Below are 23,192 nucleotides of genomic sequence, written 5' to 3'. Positions count from 1 at the left end.
TTATAAGGATCGAAACATGCAACAAGAAGTCATCATTGTCGGTGGTGGAATGGTCGGATTAAGCCTTGCTCTTATGCTGGCTAAAACTAACATTGCAGTGAAATTGTTAGAGGCGATCAGCTATCCTAACTATGATGATGCTAACCTTGCACCATATCATTCAAGTTTTGATGCCCGTAATAGTGCGCTGTCACGTCGAAGCGTGCAAATTTATCAAGAATTGGGAATTTGGGATTCACTGCAACAATATGCAACGCCTATTTTAGAAGTAAATATCACAGAAGAAGGAAGCTTCGGTAAGGCACGTTTAATCGCGGCTCAAGAGAAAGTAGAGAGCTTTGGTCAAGTGATTGAGAATGCATGGCTTGGACGAGTATTGTTATCAGAGGTCAAAAAAAATCCACTCATTGAGTTAATTGATGGTATTCAAGTGACGTCGCTTAAACAGGATGAGAATTTAGCTTATCTCGAAGCATCAAAAGCGAATGAACATTTGCAGTTTCAATCCAAGTTGGTTATAGCAGCAGATGGACGTGATTCTTTCTGTCGACAAGCACTCGGTGTTGGTGCATCAGAGCATGATTATGATCAAGTGGCGATTGTCACTACAGTGCAGACATCCAAACCTCACTCCCATGTCGGTTTTGAGCGTTTCAGCCCACTTGGTCCTTTAGCATTGTTGCCTTTACCTGGTGAATACCGTCGCTCTGTTGTTTGGCCAGTGCCTAAAGGCACTGAGGGAGAGTGGTTAGGTGATGAAAATGATCAGCATTTTTTAGATGCTCTTCAAAAAACGTATGGCGATCGAGCTGGAAAATTTGAGAAAACTGGACGTAGATTTAGTTTTCCTTTATCTCAAGTTTTGTCTGAAAAACAAGCAGTAGGACGTGTTGTACTTATGGGTAATGCTGCTCATACGATTCATCCAGTCGCAGGTCAGGGTTTTAATTTGTGTATGCGTGATGCATATGTATTGACCCGATATTTAAAACAACAAGTCATCAAAAATGCCGATTTAGGTGAAGCTGCTGTACTGAAAGAGTATGAAAAATCTCGACTCAAAGATCAGCAACGTGTGATTAAGTTTTGTGATTCTGTGGTGCGAGGCTTTAGTAATCAAAATCCAATCCTAAAATTTGTGCGAAATACAGGTCTAATGTGCTTTGAAAATATTCCAGGTATTAAGCCACTCGTTGCCAATTATGCAATGGGGTTAAAAGCATGAATGAAGCTATTTTAGATGTCGTGATTGTGGGCGGTGGTTTAGTCGGAGGATTAACTGCTTTATTGCTGGCTAAAGGTGGAGTTCAAGCGACTGTACTTGATGCAGCACCGATATTGGATCACGAGAAGACCTTAAAATCATTGAATCCTCGTGTACTTGCATTGAGTCAAGCCACTATTCATTTGCTTAAGCATGTTGATGTATGGGATAAGTTGGCTCGTCAACAACCCTACACGGGAATGCAGGTGTGGAACAAAAATGGCTTTGGTGAAATCAATTTTGGAACATCAGCGCATTCTAAACCTGATGAAGCACAAATATTAGGTTCAATGGTCGAACCAAGTATCTTGAACCTTGCGATTCAGAGCATGATGATCGACCAGATTGATGATTACCGTACTCAAATCCAAGTGAAACGTATTGAGCAAGGAAATGGTTGTTGGATTCTTCATCTCGCTGATCAAACTCAATTGAAAACGAAACTTTTGATTGGTGCGGATGGTGCAAACTCATTCGTACGTGAACAAGCCATGATTGATTTGGATGTTTTGGATTATCATCAGGCTGGTATTAGCTGTGCGATCAAGACGGAACAAGCGCATCAACATGTTGCGAGACAAATCTTCTTAGAAACAGGGCCACTGGCTTTTCTCCCAATGGCAAGTTTAGAAGATCAAGAATATGGTCATTGGCAATCCATTGTATGGACTTTACCAGATGATTATGCAGACGAATTTGCGTCACTCTCAGATGAAGATTTTGTACAATTACTGACACGAGAGAGTCATCATATGTTGGGCAAAGTATTAGCCGCAACGCCTCGAGCAAAATTCCCACTGAAAGCACGAGCTGCTCAACGTTATATTAAAGATGGCTTAGCGCTAATTGGTGATGCAGCCCATGTTATTCATCCACTTGCTGGTCAGGGGGTGAATATTGGTTGTCTTGATGCAGCAATTCTATGCGATGCGCTACTTTCGGACTACGCACGTGGCGTTTGGGCTCATGAGCAAACTTTATTGAAATATGAGCATCGCCGTAAATTTCAAAACGATGCCATGATGCATAGTATGTCTATGATTGGGTGGATGGAATCTGCTCCTGTTTTTCCTATTGTTTGGGCGAGAAACTTTGGTTTGAAACAAGTTGAAAATATCAGTGCGTTAAAATTGGCGTTTATGTCGCAAGCGAATGGTTTGAGTCAGCTCAGTAATACAAGATATCAAGTGAATTGAAATCTGATCTAAAAAGAATCATCAGTATATATTTTTTTACCAATATGATTAAAAAATATACAAATGAGGTGCTTTAGATACTATGCGAAAGATAAAGAGATTGATACATTTCTCTAAAAATCAAAGCACGTTCCAATCAGGTGCGTGAAAACATTGATGGGGAGTTTGAAATGACAGACGCAAATGATTTTGATGACAACGAAGACAGTGTTGTAGACGAAAATGAATCACAAGCAGCAGAAAAAGGTGCGGCCGTAAGTGACGTTACTGTATCTGATGCCGATGTCGCGGAAGCTGAAACATTAACAGTGACAGCTAAACTCAAACAACGTCAGGCACTGGAAGATGAAGTTGCTGCTTTTCTAGCACGTGGTGGTCGTATTACTGAAGTTCCACCTGATGAATCAATAAAAGATTAATAAAAAAAGCACCATCAATATGGTGCTTTTTTATTTTGCTTAATCATTCGCACCACTGAGCTCTAGCGCGCGTTGATATGCGACTTTCTTTTTGATTCCGGTGAGATCAGCTGCAAGTTGAGATGCTGCTTTTACAGATAAATCTTGCAATAAACGATTGAGTAATTTATCTAATTCTTCTTGCTGCATGTCTTTTTCAGTGGCTGCTCCAGCAATGACCAGTACAATTTCACCTTTTTGCTGGTGATGATCATTTGCAATAAATGATTGTAAATCTCCAAGGGTCATTTTTTTGATTGTTTCGAAGGTTTTGGTAATTTCACGTGCAAACCCGACTTCACGGTCAGCCCCGAACACAGAGACCATATCCGTTACAGAGTCTAGGATTCGATGTGGTGCCTCATAGATGATCATGGTATGCGTGTTGTCTTTCAGTTTATTTAATTGAATAAGACGTTGTGATTGTTTCGAAGATAGAAATCCTTCAAAACTAAAGTGATCACTGGGTAGACCTACAGCGCTTAATGCTGCAATAGCTGCACATGCACCTGGAACAGGAACGACACGAATACCATGGTCCTGAGCTGCACGAACCAATTTAAAACCAGGATCACTGATCAATGGTGTACCTGCATCACTGACGAGTGCAACATTTTCACCATTTTTTAACTTATCGATAATTATATCAATTTTGTTACTTTCATTGTGATCATGGCACGCTGTTAGCGGAGTTGAGATATTATAGTGTTTCATTAAAAGAGCGGACTGACGTGTGTCTTCTGCCGCGATAAGAGAGACAGACTTTAAAACATCAATTGCTCGATAAGTCATGTCATCTAAGTGCCCAATTGGCGTCGCTACAACAAATAACTGAGCACTCATAAGGTTTCTCCATGTTGGATCTATTAAGAATAAAAAAAGAATTCATTGGTATTGGCTTATGTGGAATGATTTTCCAAGCCCAAGCGGAAGTATTGGTTATTTTACCTGATTCAGGCCCTATGGCGCGAGCAAGTAATAGTATTAAAAATGGTATTGATGAGGCTTATCAAAAGTCTAAAAGTGAAATGCCAATCAAATATGTCAATTCGGATCAAAAACGATTAAAAGAGATCCTAAAGACGCAAGTCAGTCAAAACACCAAACTTATTATTGGTCCACTAGCGAGACAGGATGTCGAAGCAATAATGAAAGAACCGCTTAAAATTCCTGTTTTAGCACTGAATGAAGTTCCTTCAAAACATGTGAAAGTGTGGCAGTTTAGTTTATCGAAAACTGATGATGCTCAAGTTTTAATTAAACAGATTGAAAGGGATCGAGTTCAGCATCTCTATATCTTGCGTGAGTCTGGTACTGAGTCCGAGAGTTTAAGCTTTGTAAATGCCGTGTTTAAAAATTTTCATGGTAAGTTTTCTCTAGTCCAACAAGTGCCTCATATAAAGTCAAATGAAGGGGTGTTACTTTTAGGCAGTATGGCGTGGATCAATTCATTGAAGAATAAGCCTTCAAAACGTTTGTATGTTCAGGCTTTTGCTATTGATCATAATTTGGATATTCCGAAGGGAACTAAATTCTGTGATGTACCAGTCATGGTTCAATTTTTAAAAAAACCTAATCAAACGACTGAAAATACTGCTGCATTCCAACGTCTTAATGCCTTCGGTCAAGATGTTTGGCGTTTGGCGGATTTGATGTTGAAAACGAAGAATCCTGATCAAATATCAATTCAAGGTCAGACTGGGCATTTGAGTTTTAAAGAGCATCGGATCGAAAGAAAACCTGCGTGCTTCGAGAAAACATGGTTTAGATTAAAAAATATTTAAGAGGACTTAAATGGATGAGTTCTCAACAATTAGGTATATGGGCTGAAGACCAAACTGAAAAAGTCTTGATCTCACAGGGTTATATTGTGCTGGCTCGAAATTTTCATTCTCGTTATGGTGAGATAGACCTGATTGCTCAACGTGATCTTGAGCTTATATTTGTTGAGGTCAAAGCCAGATCAAAAACAACCTATGCTTCAGCCCTAGAATCAATATCATCGAGCAAGCAAATTAAAATTGCGAAAACAGCAATGTCATTTCTTCAAAAATTTCCAAGCTATACAGAGTTTTATTATCGTTTTGATGTGTTTTGTTTTGATTTTCATAAAAAAATTGCAAAACCGTTACAGCATGAAATTTCTGATATAGATTATGATCTCGAGTGGATTGAAAATGCATTTACAATAAATGCAGACTTGATTAATCTATGAACCGAATGAGCTAAGCCATTTCCAACAATAGAAAAAATTCAAGTTTCACGAGGAGACGGATTGAGTGTTGAAGCGTATTGTAATTTCGATGGCGTGTGTTGCTAGTCTTTCAGGCTGTGCAAGTTTTATTTCAGGTGGAACTGGCGCAGAACCAGTTGGGGTGGTGAGTGGAGCTCGTTCTTTAGGTCAGGTATTTATTGACTCTTCAATTGAACGTACAGCAAAGATCAATTTATACAAATTGGATGCTCGTTTTAAACAATCTCGAGTCAATGTGAATAGCTTTCACAGTAATGTCTTGTTAACAGGTCAAGTGCCTGATGCGCATTTGAAACAGTTAGCAGAAGATAACGTTCGAGCGATGAGTGATGTGAAATCTATTCATAATTACATCACAGTTGGTCCTCAAATTGGTTACTCTACCATCATGCAAGATGCGACTGCGACAGCGAATACACGTGGCTTAATTATGCGTGCGCCAGTTGTTTCAGACAGTAAAGTCTTGGTTCATACTGAAGATGGCGTGTTATATGTGATGGGACGCTTAAATACAGCTGAAGAGCAAGATCTCATTGAAGTTTTACAACGAGTAGGGAATGTAACGAAAATTGTTACTTTGATTGATAACGTGGAATCTGCTCAAGTAGGTGCAGGTGTTCAATCATCATCACTTATTAACCCTTCAGCGGTGAGTACTCAACCTTATGTTGAGACACCCGTTGCAATTGATCCTGATGCTGGTGTTAGTTACCAATAATGTCGAATAAGATTGCGCAATTTTTTCCGAAATCAGTTCAGTTAAAACTGACCGAATTGAATCAAAAACTGAATGCTTTTCGCCCATATAATTTGGGTGGTTTGGCATTAAATCAATTGACCTCAAATAAAGGCTATTCTGTAAAAAGAAATATTGCTTATGGTCTTAAAGCTCGGCAACGACTGGATCTTTATGTTTGCCAAGCACCAGCGAATAAACCTTTAGTTATATTCGTGCATGGTGGTGCATGGAGTAGAGGAAGTAAGGACGATTACAAGTTTCTTGGAGAAAGTTTGACACGTGCTGGATATAACCTCGCCGTAATAAACTATCATCTGGCGCCAGAACATATTTTTCCTCGTTACGTAACTGACCTTGCAGATTCAATTCAATATTTAATCAAAAGTGCTGATAAATATGGTATTTGTGCAGATCAAATAGCGCTTATCGGACATTCTGCTGGTGCTTTTAATGTGATGTCACTGATTTACCATCCTTCATTCATTGACTTTGAAGGACGAGATCGAATTAAAGCGTTGATTGGTTTGGCTGGACCCTATCACTTTAACTATCTAGGTGATCATTTATCTGAACATGCATTCGATAAAGCAGTAAATTTCAAAGCGGTGATGCCATACTATTTTGTAGAGAAAAATAATATTCAGCACTATATTTTTCTAGCAGATCAAGATACGTTGGTAAAAGATCATAATTCTGAAGAGATGCATCAAGCACTGTTAGCTGTAGAGAATCATAGCCAGCTCATTCGGGTGCCTCGTACTGGACATGTATCAATCATGGCAACAACTGCCACATTATTTGATCGACTCTTCAAAACTCGATCTCTCATCCTGAAAGTTTTAGAAGAGTCCTTCAAATAAATCTATAACGATTCGGATTTGATTTATTCAGATTTGAAAGGAGTATTGTGAATGACATGTTGAATCATGGCATGCGCAATACTTCCTGCAAATGGAATTTCTGGTAAGTCATCAAATTTAAAGAATTGGGCATCACTAATTTCATCTTCTTGAAGCACAATTTCACCTGAATCATACTCGGCTCGAAAAGCAATCATTAAATTACTTGGGAATGGCCAAGGTTGGCTGGCAAGATATTGAATATTTTTAACGTTTAGACCAATTTCTTCCATGGTTTCGCGTTGCACAGCCTCTTCTAAAGTTTCACCAACTTCGACAAAACCTGCAATTAATCCATACATATTGGATTTATTTTTTGCATTTTTCGCCAGCAAAATTTCATTGTCACCTCGTGTGATTACGGTGATAACACAAGGTTGAACACGAGGGTATTGGTGATAATTACATGCTGGGCAGATCATGGCATATTCTGAACGGTGAACATCCGTTTCTGTACCGCAATGACTGCAAAATTTATGATTACGACGCCATTCTAATAATTGAACTGCTCGACTCGCTTGTTCAAATTGTTGCTTAGACCATTGAGTGATCAACTGTCGGATTGGCACAAGTTGATAACCTTTAGGAATTGCTTCTTCAATATGTAGATCTCGTGCAATTACCTGATCACCAGATTTGAAAATCAGATCACTCTCTAAACGTTCAACACGTGGTAATTGGAAGTTTTCATCGACGAGAAGTTGATGTTGTTTAAAAATATAAGCAACAGAGAGTTCAGACATTAGGCAACCGCTTTAATTTTTTGACTGCTGATGAGTGCAGTCTCAGATACTGATTTATGAATAGGATAATCATACTTCAAGCCATCAAGATGAAGCTCTAGACTGGCAAGCACATCTAGAATGTGCTGAAGTTGTTGGGGGGTGAGTGATTTCTGAATATCGTAATAGTGTTCAACCGCCTCAGCACTATTTTTTAGCGCATTACTTAATATTTGAGCATCAAGAAATAGAGCAGCACCGCTTAATTGTCTTAAATTGGTTGTGATGTTTAATAAATCATTTGTGTCTTGAGCATCATTGTTTTGAAAAAGTTTATCGCCTAGTTCTTGCAAGAGAATTCGAGCTTCTTTTTGCAGCGTTTCATGCGCATCATCTAACCGATCCAGTGATATATTCATATTATTCACATCAAGTTGAATGCGAGTTGGTGCAAAATTTCGCTTCAAAATCCCGATAGAGTTCATAGCCGACAGCATGCTGTTCATTAATCGTTGAGCAAAATCGGCATTTTGTTGAATATAGGTTCGATGAAAATGCTCTGCTTGCAGTTTCATTTCTGCATAAGCTTCATTAAGATTCATCACTAAAAAGATATTTGCCATACGATAGAGCTTTAAGCGAATATCTAAAATTTGATCGTCAGTAAAACTTTGATAGTGACTTTCAATATCTAATCTTAATTGATTCAATTCTTCTGTAATCAAGTGAGCAACGGCATCGATTGTTCTTTGATCAGGTCCAAACAGATGGCGACTAAAAATTTGTAGTTGAACATCAGTCAAAATGTTGTCCGAGATTTGAAAATACTCACGAAGCATTTGTGAATCGTAGTTTTCTTGGCTAATACAAATCGCTAAAGCATTAGCAAAGTCATTTTCATCGACCTGAAAATGCTGGGGTGCATTTAAAAACTCTCGGATCTGACTGCCAACTTTAGCCAACCATTTTAGGCGTGCATCACTGAGAATGAGTTGGTCAAGTTGATTAAATGCGATTTGCATCAGAAGCCAATATTGTTGACTCGGTGTTTCAAGAGAGAGCAGTGCTATATGATCTACAATGAGTTTAAAACGATCAAAATCGTCTTCAGTTTCATTTTGCGTCACTATTTTTATTAAACAATCTTTATATAGTGTATTCCAATAATCAGATGAATTAATCTGATTCGATGATGCTTGCGGTGTTAAAGTTAATTGTTTCTGAGCGGTCTGAATTCCATTACCCAATGCTGTACAAGGGATGTTCAATACTCGCTCTAGATGGTTAAGTGTATCTAAGAGAAATTGGGGGACATCGACTTCACGTAAGCAAATAAATTCGATATATCGCTTTAGCATCGTTGTACCATCACTTAATGCAGCAGCGTATTTCAGGTTTTTTGCAGTTGGATTTTGCATCATCTTTGACATGACTTGCGCACAGTAGTGTGCAAGTTGTGCGAGATGAGGAAGCTCGATCATGGCAAAAACTTGATTGGATTGCTCAAGTCGAATGAATGCGTCATCTATCCCAAAAGGAAGTGTTTGATCCTCAATAAGCTCTGATACTGTATTTTCGACCTGATCGATGATTTGATCAATTTCTTTTTTAACAATAAGTAATGCTGTAGGGTCAAAATAAATTGAACTTTGATAAGACATCGATCGAAACCTATGTTGGCCGTTAATTTTGCTCAGAGCCCAGATAAGGGGAATTTTTGCTCTAAATGAATATAGCCGAACTGATCGTACTTTACAAAATGAATCAAGCAGATGGAAGATTATTTAGCAAATAAGCACGGCTCGCCATTTTTTTCTTGGTAATCTTCGATCCATTTTTGGTGTGCTGCTAATTCCTCATCAGAAGCATAAATGATTGGTAAATCTACCTCAATTTTTTGGTACTGATTTTGTCCAGTTTCAGAATGATGATCATGCGCTGAGAGTGCATCGATATCAAATGAAACTTGACCACCTGTCATGGCTAAATAGACATCTGACAGAATTTCTGCATCCAGTAAAGCACCGTGGAAGGTACGATCACGCTGTGGAACTTCGTAGCGCTTCACTAATGCATCCAATGAGTTCTTTTGACCTGGATGTTTCGCTTTTGCCATTGCAAGTGTATCGGTGACTGCGCAGACTTCTGAAAGCGTACCAAAGCCAGCACGTTTGAACTCCATATCTAAGAAGTTCATATCGAAAGTTGCGTTGTGTGCGATAATTTCTGCACCTTTTAAGTACTTGTACAGTTCAGCAGCGATTTCTTCAAATATAGGTTTATCTTTCAAAAAATCATCAGAAATACCGTGAATTGCTTCAGATTCACCGACTGGTTTTTTGGGATTGATATAAATGTGAATTGAACTTCCTGTCAGTTTACGATTGATCATTTCAATCGCACCTACCTCGATAATACGGTCTGTATCTTGATAATAAAAACCTGTAGTTTCCGTATCTAAAATCAGTTGGCGTGGTCCCTGTAAATTTAAACGAGCAGGTGTGACCACAATATGTGGATGCGATTTTTCAGCTAACTGAGGAACGCTTTGATCTACAGATTCAGAATTTAAGTCCTGTGCATCAACTGTCTTAATAATATCCTTAATAATATCTGAGGAGTTTGAGGTGACTTCGTCCGTGCTGTATTCAGCTTGATCATCATTTTCTGCTAAATCAATTTCAACTTCTTCATCTTGATCATTGAGATCTAAACCAAACGGATCATTGAGCAACCAATCTTCAGACTGTTTTTTTTTATCATTCGCTTGCAGGGAATTTTTAAATTGTTCAGCCGTTTGGTCAGCGCCTTGATTAGCTAACTGATCTGCCATTTCATTGCCTGGATGTCCTGCATGACCTTTAATCCAGTTCCATTCAATGTCTCGACCTTGACAAACTTGATCCAAAGTTTGCCATAAATCAGGATTTTTTACGTCTTTCCAATTTTTCTTTTTCCAACCACTGATCCATTCAGTAATTCCACGTTTTACATAGTTTGAGTCTGTCCAAATGATCAGCTTTGCATCAACAGGACAAAATTTGATTCCTTCGATTGCAGCGGTTAACTCCATACGATTATTGGTCGTGTCTGGTTCACCACCACATATTTTATGTTCTGTATCCTTAGTGATGATGTAAGCACCCCAGCCACCTAGCCCAGGATTACCACGACATGCGCCATCAACATAAAGTGTTATTTCAGACATAGTTTGAACCAATCAATCGAATAAAGTGTTGAACATCAAGTTCGGAAATTTTATTGTATACGTAAATGCGAAACATCAGTGCGATAACTGGATATTTTTTAATGTCTTGTAACATTTATAAGCAATTACTCATCAAGAAGAGACTTGCCTGAACAACGAGCTCCTCTAAAATGGCTTATATACAATAAATTTACTATGCGTCTTTCGGAATTTGTATGTCTAAAACAACCACCGCAGTGTGGCAGCCATCTGCAACTTTTTTATTTAAAATTTCAGTAATTACTTCCGCAGTAACCGGATTAGGCGTAATGACTGGCTGTACAGCGAGTCCCACTTCCGCAAAGACGCAAAAGTCGAATCAACTCGGCATGTTAGATGCCAGTAGCTTAGATTCACTTGAAGATCTTTTATCTGCAACTGATATGCGTGCAGTTGAAGGTGATCGTTTACTTATTTTAAAACACGGCGATGTTTGGAAACGTATGACCGTTGGTTTTAAAATGGATGAAACAAAGTGGGATCCACGGATTGATGCTCAAAGAAGTTGGTTTATTACGCGTCAGCCTTATCTGGATCGTTTATCCGCTCGAGCGTCTCGTTATCTTTATCATACTGTAAAGGAAGCAGAGCGCCGTGGATTACCTACTGAACTTGCTTTACTTCCCGTTATTGAGAGTTCCTATGATCCTGCTGCAACGAGTTCAGCGGCAGCTGCAGGGATGTGGCAATTTATCCCAAGTACAGGTCGTATTTATGGATTAAGACAGACCAATTTGTATGATGGACGCCGTGATGTAGTTGAGTCTACACGTGCAGCCTACGAGTTTTTAGGAAGTTTATATAACCAATTCGGTTCATGGGAATTAGCTTTAGCGGCTTATAACGCTGGTCCTGGACGTATTCAACAAGCGATTAACCGTAATAAGGCTGCTGGCTTGCCTACAGATTATTGGTCATTACGTTTACCTCAAGAAACAATGAACTATGTACCTCGTTTCCTTGCGGTTGCACAGATTATCAAATCCCCTGAAAAGTATGGCGTCAGATTACCACCAATTGCGAATCGTCCTCACTTTAGAGAAGTTCCAGTTCCAGCAGGTGCGAGTTTAAACGAAATTGCTTCTCTGACAGGCTTAAGTCGTGCAGAACTTTATCAACTGAATCCAGGGCATCGTGGTGATATCATTGATCCTCAAAGTCCACAGCAAATTTTAATTCCAGCAGATTTAAATCCAAATATTGATCGTAAACTGAAAGCACTTAAACCAAGCAGTACAGGTCTATGGGCGAGCGCTTCAAGCCCTGTTTCTACATCTACGCCAGCAACCACAATTACAACGACAGTAAATACACCAAAAGCTTCAAATGCTTCCGTAATGGCAACTCAAACAGCGAAACCAGTTAATAATACTCAAACATCTTCAGTATCTACAACAATTTCAACATCGAAGGGTAGGACTCCTTCTGGTTCTGATGCATTGGCAGCTTTTGCCGCTTCGGCAGTGGTGCCAAGCGCACCTCGTATACCTGTTGCTGTTACACCGGCGCAAAATGTTAACCCTGTACGTGTCGAACCCGAAATCACTGCTGAAGAAAAAGCCAAAATCTTAGCTTCAATTGCACCTGAAAAAACCACAACAACTACGAGTTCTGATCAAATTATTGCCTCGGTCATTGAACCACAGGCCACTGAAGCAGAAAAAGCGGAAGTCGTTAGAGAGATTAGTGCCATTGCACCTCAAGGTACTGAGATTGTCGATCCGTTGGATGGCAAGATTAAATTAACTGCGATTCAAACAAGTCAATCTGTGGCAGCAGGACAAGGTTCAGAAGTTAAAGTTGGCTTTGCTTATCCTAAATCTGTGGCAGAAAGTACATTGCCTACTTCTGAGGAAGCCCAGCTTAATCAAGGTAAGGCATTTAAGAAAACTGAAAGTGAAGTGGTTGTAGAACCACCTAAGGGTAAGCGTAGTACGTATACGGTACTCCCTGGTGACACGCTAGCAATTATTGCAATGAAAAACGGCGTAAGTTGGAGAGATATTGCAAAATGGAACCAAGTAGATCCAAATGCAACCTTATATGTAGGTGCGACCCTATATCTGTACGATGCTAAACCAGTAGCATCTGCCCAGAAAACGGATATAAAGCCAGCAAGTTATATTGTAAAAGCAAATGATAGTCTTACTAGTGTTGCAAACCAGTTTGATTTAAGTGTCCAACAATTGGCTGAATTGAATGGTCTGACTATCAATAGTAATTTACTGGTTGGGCAGAAGTTAAATCTAACCCAGTCTCAAGCATCTAAATCAAGCAAAACTGAACAAGCGCTAACTAAGGTTCAAACGAAATCTTATACGGTCAAACGCGGTGAATACTTAAAGTTAATCGCTGATCGATACGGACTTTCGACTCAAGAGTTAGCGTCATTAAGCTCAGGATTGAAAGCTGATAGTAGCCTATACGCGGGTCAAAAAATTAATGTTCCTTTAGAAGAAGTGCAATCTGCTACAGCTTCATCAACGACTCGCGCGAGTAATGCTAAAACTGTACCTGAAATTCAGACTGAAACTTACCGCGTACAACGAGGAGATACGTTGTACAACATTGCAAATGCGAATAAGTTAACCGTTGTTGAGTTGGCGACACTGAATAATTTGGATATTGAAAAAGGATTGATGGTTGGTCAAACCATTAAAGTACCGGTGGGATCTAAAGTACCAGAGCAATATGTTGTTCAATCAGGCGATAGCCTGAATGCCATTGCAAGCAAATATAATCTTTCTGTTGCACAGTTAGCAGAAATGAATGGCTTGCGAACGAATGCTGGATTACAAGTTGGGCAAAAGCTGAATTTGAAAGAAGATGAAAATAAAGCTTCCACTAAGCAGAGTTTGACACGAAATAATTCGGTTGCTGAGAAAGTGGAGTCTCACACTGTGAAGAGTGGAGAGACCTTAGCAAGTATTGCGCGACAATATGATATGTCGCTTCAATCATTACTTACGCTGAATGATCTAAATGCGAGATCAGTCCTTCAAATTGGTCAAAAATTAAAAGTAAGTGGCGATGTTGAAAAGGCGGCTGCGAGTACTGAAAAAACACCAGTCCGTCAATCAAAATCGCGTGATACAGAGGATTATGCTGTCAAATCAGGCGAGTCTCTTCATGTTATTGCTACACGATTTGACATGACTGCAAAAGAACTTGCAGACCTCAATAAGTTAAACCTACGTGCTGGATTGCAAAGAGGCCAAATTATTCAAGTTCCTAAAGTGGTCACAGATTATAAAGTCCGTAGTGGTGATTCCCTGTACAGAATTGCGAATCGATTTGGTATAGACATTGATCAGCTTGCAGAAATGAATGGTTTGAAACCAAACACACCTTTACAGATTGGTGCTACGATTAAAGTTCCACATTCTTAAGTCTGCTTAAGCAATCAGGAATTTCATTTCGAGATGTGCATTTCATCAACTTTGTCAAAAGCAATGTTTATTTTCCTCTTCTTGCCCATTCATATCAGTGCATGGGCAAATCTTCAAACGACGCCTTATATTGCTTTACAGTCAAAACCGAAATATCTGAATTTAGATGCGATGCCATATGCCAACCCAGACGCACCAAAGGGTGGAAAGTTGGTGAAAGCAGCTGAAGGGACATTTGATAATCTAAACGGTATGAATGGGCAAGGAAGTTGGGTTGAAGGTACAAATTACTTGTTCGATACGCTATTTTCCAAGTCATTAGATGAACCAAATGTGTTTTATCCACTTTTGGCTGAGAAAATTCAGTTTGATCCAAGCCGAACAAAATTTGTGATTTTTCATTTAAATCCACGTGCTCGATTTAGTGATGGATCTCCTGTACTGGCTGAGGATGTTAAATTCACGTTTGAAATGTATTTAACCAAAACCAATCCCGGTTTACAGATGTATTTGTCTGATTTAGATAAAATTCAGGTTCTGTCTAAACATGCCGTAAAAATGGTATTTAAATCAGAAAGTAATACTGAAATGCCAGCAATACTTTCACAGATGCCAATTTTTTCTAAAAAAGATTGGCAATCTAAAGATTTTAGTCGAGCAACACTCAAACCCATTTTAGGATCAGGGCCATATACAATTAAAAATCTTGATGCTGGTCGTAGTATTACCTACCAGCGTAATCCCCATTATTGGGCTAAGGATTTACTTGTAAATCGTGGTCGTTATAATTTTGATCAAATTAAATATGTTTATTACCGTAGTTCGGACATTGCATTTGAAGGATTTAAAGCTGGACAATATACATTTCACCAAGAGAAATTTGCTCGTAAATGGAAGACGGAATACAACTTTCCAGCATTTAACTCAGGGTTGGTTAAAAAATATAGTGTAGCTTTACAAAATCCTGCTCCGACACAAAGTATCGTTTTTAACACACGAAAAAAACCGCTAAACGATATCTATTTTAGACAAGCAATGACCTATGCTTATGACTTTGAATGGCAAAATAAAGCATTGTTTTATCAACAATATCAACGTTTACAAAGCCATTTTCAGTTTAGTGAGCTCGAAGCAAAGTCAGTCCCAAGTCCAAAAGAATTAACAATATTAAAACCTTATTTATCTCGGTTACATCCTTTACAACGAGAACGAGTATTAAAAGCGTGGAAATATCCTATCACTGATGGTACAGGCTACAATCGTAAAGGCTTGCTCACTGCTCGGAAAATTTTAATTGAGCAGGGGTATTCATTTAAAAATGGTAATTTGCATGCGCGTGATGGAAAACCAATTCAATTAGAATTGCTTCTTCATCAAGAGGGCTTACAACGGACGCTCATGCCTTATATTCGAAATTTAAAAAAACTGGGTATTCAAGTTTCGATTCGGCAAGTCGATATGCCTCAATATTTACAGCGGATGCGTCAATATGATTTTGATTTAACCACGATGGTGATGCCTCAATCACTAAATCCTGGGAATGAGCAAGCGCAATTTTGGAGCAGTCATGCTGCAGATGAAGAGGGAAATTATAATTTTTCTGGTGTGAAAAATAGCGTTATAGATGAAATTATACAACGTATTATTCATGCACCCGATCGAGAAAAATTAATATTAAATACACGTATCTTGGATCGTTTATTACGTGCAGGATATTATCAGATACTTACTTACGGAAATGATCGTGAATGGTATGCGTATTGGAATATGTATAAACAACCACAGATTAAACCCAAACTCGCTGTTGGTGAAGATTATTGGTGGGTAGATCAACAGCAAGCTCGCAAAGTGTCTGCTTATCTTGGTCGAAGTAAAGGCTCACGTTAAAGGTTAAATTTATGGGTCTTTATATACTTAAACGACTTTTGCTGATCATTCCCACCTTATTTTTGATAATGCTGATCAATTTCGCCGTCGTTCAAATTGCTCCTGGTGGACCTGTAGAACAGGCAATACAGAGAGCTGAACAATTTCAAGGCATTGGTGTTGTGTCTGGTTCGACATCTCATATCAATGAAGTCCAGAGTTATTATCAGGGTACACGAGGACTCAGTCCTGAAATGGTCGAGCAGATCAAAGCGCAATATGGATTTGACCGCCCTGTGCATGAGCGCTTTTTTCTAATGCTAAAAGGATATTTTCAACTCGATTTTGGAACGAGCTTTTTTAAAAATAAATCAGTAGCAACATTAATTTTGGAAAAAATGCCAGTCACGATCTCCCTTGGATTATGGAGTACCTTACTGATCTACAGTATCGCCATTCCTCTAGGGATTAGAAAAGCGAATAAACATGGCGGTCTGTTTGATCAAACGACCTCCTTAATATTGGCGGTTGGTTATGCAGTGCCAACTTTTGTATTTGGTATTCTACTTATTATGATTTTTTCGGGGGGATCCTATTTACAATGGTTCCCATTACAAGGATTGGTCTCTGAGAATTTTGCTGAACTCAGTTTCATTGATAAAGTTAAAGATTATTTTTGGCATCTTACATTGCCTGTCCTTACTATTATATTAGGTGGATTTGCGACCCTTACATATCTAACAAAATACTCTTTTATGGAAGAATTAAATAAACAATATGTGACGGCAGCTCGTGCTAAAGGTTTGACCGAGCAACGCGTTTTATACAATCATGTTTTCCGTAACGCGATGTTGATCGTTATAGCAGGATTACCTGAAGCACTGATCGGAATTTTTTTTGTTGGCAATCTATTTGTAGAAATTATATTTAATCTTGATGGTTTGGGTTTGCTTGGATTTGAGGCAATTCAGCAGCGTGATTATCCCGTGATTTTTGGAACATTGTTTATCTTTACATTGGTCGGTCTAATTTTGAGATTACTCAGTGATGTTCTATATCAATTGATTGATCCAAGAATCAATTTTGATCGTCGAGGAGCATAATAATGTCTCCACTTTTCGATCAACGAATTTCAAAATTTAAGTCACATCGACTCGGATTCTTAAGCTTCATTTTATTTATCGCGATCTTTATTTTATCCTTGGGAGCAGAGTTTATTGCCAACGAAAAACCAATACTTATTTATTATAAAGAAGAAATTTATTTCCCAATTTTTAAGCCTTATCCTGAAACAACATTCGGTGGTGTCTTTGAGACTGAGGCTGATTATAAAGATCCAGCTGTTCAAGAATTGATTAATGAGCATGGATGGCAGATTTGGCCTATCATCCCATTTTCATATCAAACACCTAATTATGAATTGGCAGAAGTTGTACCATCTCCACCGACCTCCGTGAATTGGTTAGGCACAGATGATCAAGGTCGTGATGTCTTGGCAAGATTAATATATGGTATTCGTATCTCTTTGCTGTTCGGCATTGCACTTACTATTGGATCTGCATTCATAGGAATTACCATTGGTGCTATCCAAGGCTACTTTGGCGGTTGGTTGGATCTGATCGGTCAAAGGCTGTTAGAGGTGTGGGGTGGTCTACCAATGTTATTTATTGTGATGATCTTAGTGAGCATGTTTACACCAAGCGTATATTGGCTGTTTTTAATTATGCTGATGTTTGGTTGGACTGCGTTAGTTGGTCTTGTTCGTGCAGAGTTTCTGAAAGCCAGAAATTTGGACTATGTGCGAGCTGCGAGATCACTCGGTGCTACAGATAGTCAAATTATTATCAAACATATTTTACCCAATGCTATAAGTTCGTCACTCTCACAGCTTCCTTTCATTCTTACCGCTAATATTACTGCACTTACAGCCTTGGATTTTCTGGGCTATGGTTTGCCACCTGATACAGCTTCAATTGGTGAAATTTTATTACAGGGTAAGAATAATCTATCAGCACCGTGGTTGGTTTTATCTGGATTTTTTAGTCTAGCAGTTGTGTTATCTATTCTTATTTATATCGGAGAGGCAGCTCGAGATGCATTTGATCCAAGAGGCTAAACCAATACTTGAAGTCAACAAGCTCAATATTCAGTTGAATGAACAAAAAATCTTAACTGATTTGTCTTTTAAGCTAAATGCGGGTGAGACAGTAGCGATTGTTGGTGAAAGTGGTTCAGGAAAATCTTTAGCTTGTCTAAGTCTTCTAGGTCTTCAAGATCGCGCTCTAGACTTAAGTGGTGAAATCATATTTCAAAATGAAGATCTGCGTCTAAAACACGAAGATCAGTTGCGCTTAATACGTGGCAATAAGATCGCGATGATATTTCAAGAGCCAATGACGGCACTTAATCCATTACATACAGTTGAAAAAATTATTTCAGAACCTTTATGGTCGAAGGGGCTTAAGAGAAAAGACATTCAAAAAAAAATAGAAGAAGTGCTTTGTGATGTAGGGTTGGGTAATTCATCAGACATCCTCAAGCGATATCCACATCAGTTGTCTGGTGGACAGCGTCAAAGGGTGATGATCGCAACAGCTCTGATTTCGGAACCTGAAATTTTAATTGCAGATGAACCAACAACAGCCCTTGATGTATCACTACAGAAGCAAATTTTAAATTTAATTAAAGACCAAGCGCATCAAAAAAATATGGCCTTAGTTTTGGTTAGTCATGATTTAAGGTTGGTGCAACAATATGCTGATCAGGTATTGGTTTTGTCTAAAGGTGTCACAGTTGAACAGGGTGATGTCTCTCAAATATTCCTGCAGCCTCGCCATGAATATACTCGACTGCTCCTTAATCAGCAGTTTGATTCGATTTCACCTATCAGTGAACAGGCCAAAGAACTTTTAAATACTGAACATCTTCGAGTGCGCTATCCACCTAAGCTGAATTTTCTGAATGTATTTAAAACTCAATTTATAGCGGTGGAAGATTTAAGTTTCCAGCTTAAACAAGGAGAGTCGCTTGGTATTGTAGGTGAAAGTGGGTCTGGAAAAACCAGTGCTGCACTCGCGCTTGCACGACTCATAGAGTCAACAGGTACCATTGAGTTAAATTGTATCAATCTCAATCAGTTGTCTGACAAGCAATTAAGAGCGCATCGAAAAGATTTTCAAATCGTTTTTCAAGATCCTTTTTCGAGTCTCAATCCAAGAATGGATGTTTTGTCATTATTAACTGAAGGGTTAAGATTAAAAAAATTGAGAAAGAGTGAAAAATTAAATCTCGCGATTCAAGCCCTTGAAGAGGTTAATCTCACAAAAGAATTTCTTGATCGTTATCCTCATCAAATGTCGGGTGGACAGCGACAAAGAGTATCGCTGGCCAGAGCACTGATTCTGAAACCTCAATTACTCATTCTAGATGAGCCAACGTCTGCATTAGATCGCAATACACAAATAAAATTGGTGAACTTACTTCAAGATATACAGCAGAGAACAGGGATCAGTTACATCTTTATTAGTCATGATCTGAAAATTGTGAAAGCGTTATGCCATCGAGTTATGGTGATGAAAGATGCAAAAGTTATAGAAATTCAAGAGACTGAACGTTTATTCAGTGCACCGATTCATGCTTATACGCAACATCTTATACAAAGTAGTTTATAAAAGTTATTTGACAAGAAGGATTGTCAATTCTAGACTGAAATTCAGGGAAGTCACGCCTAATTGGTTTTAGGTTTAGATAAGCACAAAATTGAGAACTTCAAGATGAGTAAAATTGCTGAGCCGATTCAAATTCGCAATACAACTTTCAAAAATCGCATTATTAAAGGCGCAATGAGTGAAGCTCTAGCGAATGCTGCTGGTGAACCAAATCATTTGCACACAGGCTTGTATGAAGCTTGGGCAAGAGGTGGTTTAGGGTGTTCAATCACAGGAAATGTGATGGTTGATCTGCGTGCGAAGAATGAGCCTGGTGTCGTCGTGGTCGAAAATGAGCGAGATTTACCTAAATTAAAGGCATGGGCTGACCTAGGTAAACGTTATGGTATGGTCCAGCTTGTTCAATTGTCTCATCCGGGCAGACAGTGTCCTAAAGGCTTAAATAAAGAAACTGTTGCACCGTCTGCTGTTCCATTTAGTGCTATGTTGGCTACTACCTTTGCTACTCCACGGGCTCTCGAGCATGAGGAAATCCTAGATCTAATCCAACGATTTGCAACCTCTGCAGCGATTTGCGAAAAAGCGGGCTTTGAAGGTGTTCAATTACACGGTGCTCATGGATATTTAATCAGTGAATTTCTATCGCCACTGACCAATAAACGTAATGATCAATGGGGTGGGAGCATTGAAAATCGTATGCGTTTTTTATTAGAAATTTATAAAGCTGTTCGAGCTGCAACATCCGAGAATTTTATCGTTTCAGTGAAATTGAATTCCGCAGATTTTCAACGAGGTGGAATTACTGAAGAAGAAGTGATTCAAGTATTTAAAGCTATTGATGATGCAGGAATCGATTTAATTGAAATTTCAGGCGGTACGTATGAAGCGCCCGCAATGGCAGGTGCTAAAGCTGAACAGCGTAAAGCAAGTACCATTGCACGTGAGGCTTACTTTTTAGATTTCGCAGAGAAAATACGTCAAGAAGTAAAATGCAAACTGATGGTTACAGGTGGATTCAGAACCGTTAAAGGGATGAATGATGCTTTAGAAAGTGGTGCATGTGACTTTATTGGAATTGCACGCCCGCTCGCTGTAGAAACGGATTTAACTGATCGTTTGATTGCAGGACACGATGTTAGATATGCAGTAAAACCAATTAAAACAGGGATTCCATTTATTGATAAAATGGCAATTATGGAAATTATTTGGTATGCGGCACAATTCAAAGCGATTGGTGAGGGTAATCAACCTAATCCAAAACTTTCACCTTTAAAAGTTTTTCTGAATTATGCAAAAGGAAATGTGAAGGCTATCATTCAGGGCAAAGTTAATTCAAGAAAATCTGCATAGTATAAATCAATACATATAAGGAGCCTTTATGGCTCCTTATTTTATGCGGCGAGTTAAAACTAATTTATGCGGCGAGTTAAAACTAAAGCGCAAGTGTTTGAAAAGGGAAAAGTAACTTAGAGACTTCTTGGGTTGCCCATAATCCGATCGCTCGTGGATGATAGTAAGGTGATAGATATGGAATTAATAATGCGAGTTTATCGTTTGTATCATCTAATGAATGACATTGATGTTTGATCTGTTCAAGTTCATGTTGATTATTGTATTTTGATAGCCAGTTTTGATCTCCTGTTACAGGCATTCTTTTTAAACGAACAGTTAATGATTCCCCTTGAATCCAGTCTTTGATCAGCATTTTCTCAGTTGCATTAAACACACCAAACATTTTGCCATCACTATCGTGAATAAGTTTCCAAAAACGACTTTCTTCGACAGGCCTGTTTTTAATAATCCATTGTTTATCAATTAAGATTTGAATAAATTCAGATATTAATTCAGGTTGAGCGAGCCATTCGTTAATTGATCTGCCATTAAATTGACATTTTTGGTTATGGATATGTTGACCGACAACTGCTTTTCTTTGCAGAAGTTGATAAACGCTTTGAGTCAGATCAATTTCTTGGATGATATTTGTTGAGCTCAAGCCAAGATCATTCATTTGGAAACCCATTTTAACCAATTCAAGATATTTTGATTTATCTTGAGCTTGATGATAATGATCAATAAATGCCTGTATTGATTTTTCAGCATGTCCATTGTGTGCATTATCAATTGTAATATGAACATTAAAATAATGAGGATCAATTCCAAGTTCTGCTAACTCATAATTGGTGATTAACAGGTGTAGTGGTAATTGTTCATAACCCAAGTTAAATCCAATTACCAGTGGAAATAAATCATGTGATATATATGCGAGAGCAAGTTGAACAGCGGCTTGTTCAAAATAAATATCATCTAAATAATTAATGTACGGTTCAAGCTCGAAATGTCGTAGTAAGCTTTGATACATGCAAACATGATTTGCTTTAGCATCTCCCAAGCCAAGTTCTTCTAAGTAGATATAGCTTAGATCTTTGTTCTCAAACAAAGAGGGGTGCGTAAGAGATGAATATAGCCATGAGCCATCTGCATATTTAACTGGAGCAACTTTATATAAAAACTCTAAAGCATGAGAGATGGTTGGAAAGTAGTCACGCCCAAGGCCTGATTTTCGTTGATCTAGATAACTTTGAAATTTAGAACAAGTTTGATCATGTTCGTGTTGTATATGTTGCCTAACTTGTTCTACCTGATCAATCCACGATAAATGAGTCGTATTGAGTTGATCAAATAGTGAAAGAACATAGGTTTCAGCATATTCTGTTTTACATTCACGATTCACTTTAGGGTCTAAAAAAAACTCAACCCAGTCTTTATTTGTTTTAGGACTAATTGTATTTAATTGTGATGGGGATGCTAGGGGATTAAGTACGGTGTTGTCCAACATCATCTTCTCCAAGCGTTATTAAGGGTTTAAACCACCATAACCTGCAAAGATGATAATGTTGTTTATTTTGTGTTCGATTTTTAGGGTGACTAAGTTATAAAAAAAAGCCCAAGTCTTAAATGCTTGGGCTTTTTTATGAGATGTATCATCTCGAATATGGCGTCCCTACGGGGATTCGAACCCCGGTTACCGCCGTGAAAGGGCGATGTCCTAGGCCTCTAGACGATAGGGACAGTGCAGAAATATATTTTAAACCATGTTATTTCAATTGAAATTAATGGCGTCCCTACGGGGATTCGAACCCCGGTTACCGCCGTGAAAGGGCGATGTCCTAGGCCTCTAGACGATAGGGACTTAATAAAATCTACTTCTGAAAATTGGCGTCCCTACGGGGATTCGAACCCCGGTTACCGCCGTGAAAGGGCGATGTCCTAGGCCTCTAGACGATAGGGACGTTTCAGAGGTGGGCGTATAATAGGGTGAAAATAGGGGGGTGTCAAACGCATTTCAGCAAAAAAATTAAAAAAATGGTGTGTTCGTATGAAAATAAAACAATATTGAATTTAAAGGCTAAATTTAGATCAAATCTCCAAGAAATATTAGAAAAGCATTGGGAAAATAGGAACTGTCTAAGCAAAAAAATAGCGACCGAAG

General features: G+C 38.6%; 18 protein-coding genes and 3 tRNA genes. 13 read left to right on the top strand and 8 right to left on the bottom strand.

From position 1 onward, the window contains the following. Window positions 1-16 precede the first annotated feature (16 nt). From AC1M87_RS04490 to AC1M87_RS04480, 3 genes are all read left to right on the top strand, one after another. Window positions 17-1,225, top strand: coding sequence for an FAD-dependent monooxygenase (locus AC1M87_RS04490; RefSeq protein WP_481593059.1), 1,209 nt, complete (start codon window positions 17-19; stop codon window positions 1,223-1,225). Continuing rightward, window positions 1,222-2,460: an FAD-dependent monooxygenase gene (locus AC1M87_RS04485; protein WP_481593058.1), complete on the top strand. Its 1,239-nt coding sequence runs from the start codon at window positions 1,222-1,224 to the stop codon at window positions 2,458-2,460. The genes AC1M87_RS04490 and AC1M87_RS04485 overlap by 4 nt, the downstream gene beginning before the upstream one ends. Before the next feature lie 170 nt (window positions 2,461-2,630). Beyond that, window positions 2,631-2,879: a hypothetical protein gene (locus AC1M87_RS04480; protein ID WP_035269751.1), complete on the top strand. Its 249-nt coding sequence runs from the start codon at window positions 2,631-2,633 to the stop codon at window positions 2,877-2,879. A 39-nt stretch (window positions 2,880-2,918) separates the two neighbouring features. Here AC1M87_RS04480 and rsmI read toward each other — a convergent pair whose 3' ends face one another. Next, window positions 2,919-3,761: a 16S rRNA (cytidine(1402)-2'-O)-methyltransferase gene (gene rsmI / locus AC1M87_RS04475; protein WP_481593057.1), complete on the bottom strand. Its 843-nt coding sequence runs from the start codon at window positions 3,759-3,761 to the stop codon at window positions 2,919-2,921. An 11-nt stretch (window positions 3,762-3,772) separates the two neighbouring features. On the opposite strand from rsmI, the gene AC1M87_RS04470 reads away from it, so the two are divergent. The 4 genes from AC1M87_RS04470 (at window position 3,773) to AC1M87_RS04455 (ending at window position 6,771) form a co-directional block, all read left to right on the top strand. Further along, window positions 3,773-4,702: a penicillin-binding protein activator gene (locus AC1M87_RS04470; RefSeq protein ID WP_481593056.1), complete on the top strand. Its 930-nt coding sequence runs from the start codon at window positions 3,773-3,775 to the stop codon at window positions 4,700-4,702. A 14-nt stretch (window positions 4,703-4,716) separates the two neighbouring features. Further along, window positions 4,717-5,133, top strand: coding sequence for a YraN family protein (locus tag AC1M87_RS04465; RefSeq protein ID WP_481588941.1), 417 nt, complete (start codon window positions 4,717-4,719; stop codon window positions 5,131-5,133). Window positions 5,134-5,197: 64 nt separating this feature from the next. After that, window positions 5,198-5,890: a BON domain-containing protein gene (locus AC1M87_RS04460; RefSeq protein WP_481588942.1), complete on the top strand. Its 693-nt coding sequence runs from the start codon at window positions 5,198-5,200 to the stop codon at window positions 5,888-5,890. After that, complete coding sequence (locus tag AC1M87_RS04455) at window positions 5,890-6,771, top strand: alpha/beta hydrolase (RefSeq protein WP_481593055.1); 882 nt, start codon at window positions 5,890-5,892, stop codon at window positions 6,769-6,771. Before AC1M87_RS04460 ends, AC1M87_RS04455 begins: the two co-directional genes overlap by 1 nt. Before the next feature lie 23 nt (window positions 6,772-6,794). On the opposite strand, the gene nudC is transcribed toward AC1M87_RS04455, so the two are convergent. The 3 genes from nudC to dnaQ form a co-directional block, all read right to left on the bottom strand. Then, on the bottom strand, window positions 6,795-7,553 hold the full coding sequence (gene nudC, locus AC1M87_RS04450; protein ID WP_092766807.1) for an NAD(+) diphosphatase: 759 nt from the start codon (window positions 7,551-7,553) through the stop codon (window positions 6,795-6,797). Continuing rightward, window positions 7,553-9,193 (bottom strand): chemotaxis protein, encoded by a 1,641-nt coding sequence (locus AC1M87_RS04445; protein ID WP_481593054.1) that lies wholly within the window; start codon window positions 9,191-9,193, stop codon window positions 7,553-7,555. The genes nudC and AC1M87_RS04445 overlap by 1 nt, the downstream gene beginning before the upstream one ends. 119 nt (window positions 9,194-9,312) lie before the next feature. After that, complete coding sequence (dnaQ, locus tag AC1M87_RS04440; protein WP_481593053.1) at window positions 9,313-10,740, bottom strand: DNA polymerase III subunit epsilon; 1,428 nt, start codon at window positions 10,738-10,740, stop codon at window positions 9,313-9,315. A gap of 215 nt (window positions 10,741-10,955) precedes the next feature. Here dnaQ and AC1M87_RS04435 point away from each other — a divergent pair, with 215 nt between their 5' ends. From AC1M87_RS04435 to AC1M87_RS04410, 6 genes are all read left to right on the top strand, one after another. Further along, entirely contained in the window at window positions 10,956-14,168 is a 3,213-nt protein-coding gene (locus tag AC1M87_RS04435) for a LysM peptidoglycan-binding domain-containing protein (protein ID WP_481593052.1), read from the top strand. 63 nt (window positions 14,169-14,231) lie between these two features. Then, window positions 14,232-16,055, top strand: coding sequence for an extracellular solute-binding protein (locus tag AC1M87_RS04430; protein WP_481593051.1), 1,824 nt, complete (start codon window positions 14,232-14,234; stop codon window positions 16,053-16,055). A gap of 11 nt (window positions 16,056-16,066) precedes the next feature. Beyond that, window positions 16,067-17,137 carry a microcin C ABC transporter permease YejB gene (locus AC1M87_RS04425; RefSeq protein ID WP_481588947.1) on the top strand — a complete coding sequence of 357 codons (1,071 nt, stop codon included), beginning with the start codon at window positions 16,067-16,069 and terminating at the stop codon, window positions 17,135-17,137. A gap of 2 nt (window positions 17,138-17,139) precedes the next feature. Further along, window positions 17,140-18,150, top strand: coding sequence for an ABC transporter permease (locus tag AC1M87_RS04420; protein ID WP_481593050.1), 1,011 nt, complete (start codon window positions 17,140-17,142; stop codon window positions 18,148-18,150). Then, window positions 18,128-19,705, top strand: coding sequence for a dipeptide ABC transporter ATP-binding protein (locus tag AC1M87_RS04415; protein ID WP_481593049.1), 1,578 nt, complete (start codon window positions 18,128-18,130; stop codon window positions 19,703-19,705). Before AC1M87_RS04420 ends, AC1M87_RS04415 begins: the two co-directional genes overlap by 23 nt. A gap of 102 nt (window positions 19,706-19,807) precedes the next feature. Next, on the top strand, window positions 19,808-21,052 hold the full coding sequence (locus tag AC1M87_RS04410) for an NADH:flavin oxidoreductase/NADH oxidase family protein (protein WP_481590238.1): 1,245 nt from the start codon (window positions 19,808-19,810) through the stop codon (window positions 21,050-21,052). A gap of 82 nt (window positions 21,053-21,134) precedes the next feature. On the opposite strand, the gene AC1M87_RS04405 is transcribed toward AC1M87_RS04410, so the two are convergent. The 4 genes from AC1M87_RS04405 to AC1M87_RS04390 all read right to left on the bottom strand — a co-directional run bounded on the left by AC1M87_RS04405 (window position 21,135) and on the right by AC1M87_RS04390 (window position 22,992). Next, window positions 21,135-22,538, bottom strand: a complete 1,404-nt coding sequence (locus AC1M87_RS04405) for an iron-containing redox enzyme family protein (protein ID WP_481593048.1) — start codon at window positions 22,536-22,538, stop codon at window positions 21,135-21,137. Between the two features lie 157 nt (window positions 22,539-22,695). Beyond that, window positions 22,696-22,771: transfer RNA gene (locus AC1M87_RS04400), tRNA-Glu, on the bottom strand. A 45-nt stretch (window positions 22,772-22,816) separates the two neighbouring features. Continuing rightward, window positions 22,817-22,892 (bottom strand) — tRNA-Glu (locus AC1M87_RS04395). A 24-nt stretch (window positions 22,893-22,916) separates the two neighbouring features. Further along, window positions 22,917-22,992: transfer RNA gene (locus AC1M87_RS04390), tRNA-Glu, on the bottom strand. Between the last annotated feature and the right edge of the window lie 200 nt (window positions 22,993-23,192).

The sequence above is a fragment of the Acinetobacter sp. 24-47-62 genome (assembly GCF_056779765.1).
This window is presented reverse-complemented; position numbering and strand designations above follow the sequence as displayed.

Coding starts and splice junctions, on each gene's coding strand:
- AC1M87_RS04490 (WP_481593059.1), top strand. CDS start 17: ATGCAACAAGAAGTCATCATTGTCGGTGGTGGAATGGTCGGATTAAGC.
- AC1M87_RS04485 (WP_481593058.1), top strand. CDS start 1,222: ATGAATGAAGCTATTTTAGATGTCGTGATTGTGGGCGGTGGTTTAGTC.
- AC1M87_RS04480 (WP_035269751.1), top strand. CDS start 2,631: ATGACAGACGCAAATGATTTTGATGACAACGAAGACAGTGTTGTAGAC.
- rsmI (WP_481593057.1), bottom strand. CDS start 3,761: ATGAGTGCTCAGTTATTTGTTGTAGCGACGCCAATTGGGCACTTAGAT.
- AC1M87_RS04470 (WP_481593056.1), top strand. CDS start 3,773: ATGTTGGATCTATTAAGAATAAAAAAAGAATTCATTGGTATTGGCTTA.
- AC1M87_RS04465 (WP_481588941.1), top strand. CDS start 4,717: ATGAGTTCTCAACAATTAGGTATATGGGCTGAAGACCAAACTGAAAAA.
- AC1M87_RS04455 (WP_481593055.1), top strand. CDS start 5,890: ATGTCGAATAAGATTGCGCAATTTTTTCCGAAATCAGTTCAGTTAAAA.
- nudC (WP_092766807.1), bottom strand. CDS start 7,553: ATGTCTGAACTCTCTGTTGCTTATATTTTTAAACAACATCAACTTCTC.
- AC1M87_RS04445 (WP_481593054.1), bottom strand. CDS start 9,193: ATGTCTTATCAAAGTTCAATTTATTTTGACCCTACAGCATTACTTATT.
- dnaQ (WP_481593053.1), bottom strand. CDS start 10,740: ATGTCTGAAATAACACTTTATGTTGATGGCGCATGTCGTGGTAATCCT.
- AC1M87_RS04435 (WP_481593052.1), top strand. CDS start 10,956: ATGTCTAAAACAACCACCGCAGTGTGGCAGCCATCTGCAACTTTTTTA.
- AC1M87_RS04430 (WP_481593051.1), top strand. CDS start 14,232: ATGTTTATTTTCCTCTTCTTGCCCATTCATATCAGTGCATGGGCAAAT.
- AC1M87_RS04425 (WP_481588947.1), top strand. CDS start 16,067: ATGGGTCTTTATATACTTAAACGACTTTTGCTGATCATTCCCACCTTA.
- AC1M87_RS04420 (WP_481593050.1), top strand. CDS start 17,140: ATGTCTCCACTTTTCGATCAACGAATTTCAAAATTTAAGTCACATCGA.
- AC1M87_RS04415 (WP_481593049.1), top strand. CDS start 18,128: ATGCATTTGATCCAAGAGGCTAAACCAATACTTGAAGTCAACAAGCTC.
- AC1M87_RS04410 (WP_481590238.1), top strand. CDS start 19,808: ATGAGTAAAATTGCTGAGCCGATTCAAATTCGCAATACAACTTTCAAA.
- AC1M87_RS04405 (WP_481593048.1), bottom strand. CDS start 22,538: ATGTTGGACAACACCGTACTTAATCCCCTAGCATCCCCATCACAATTA.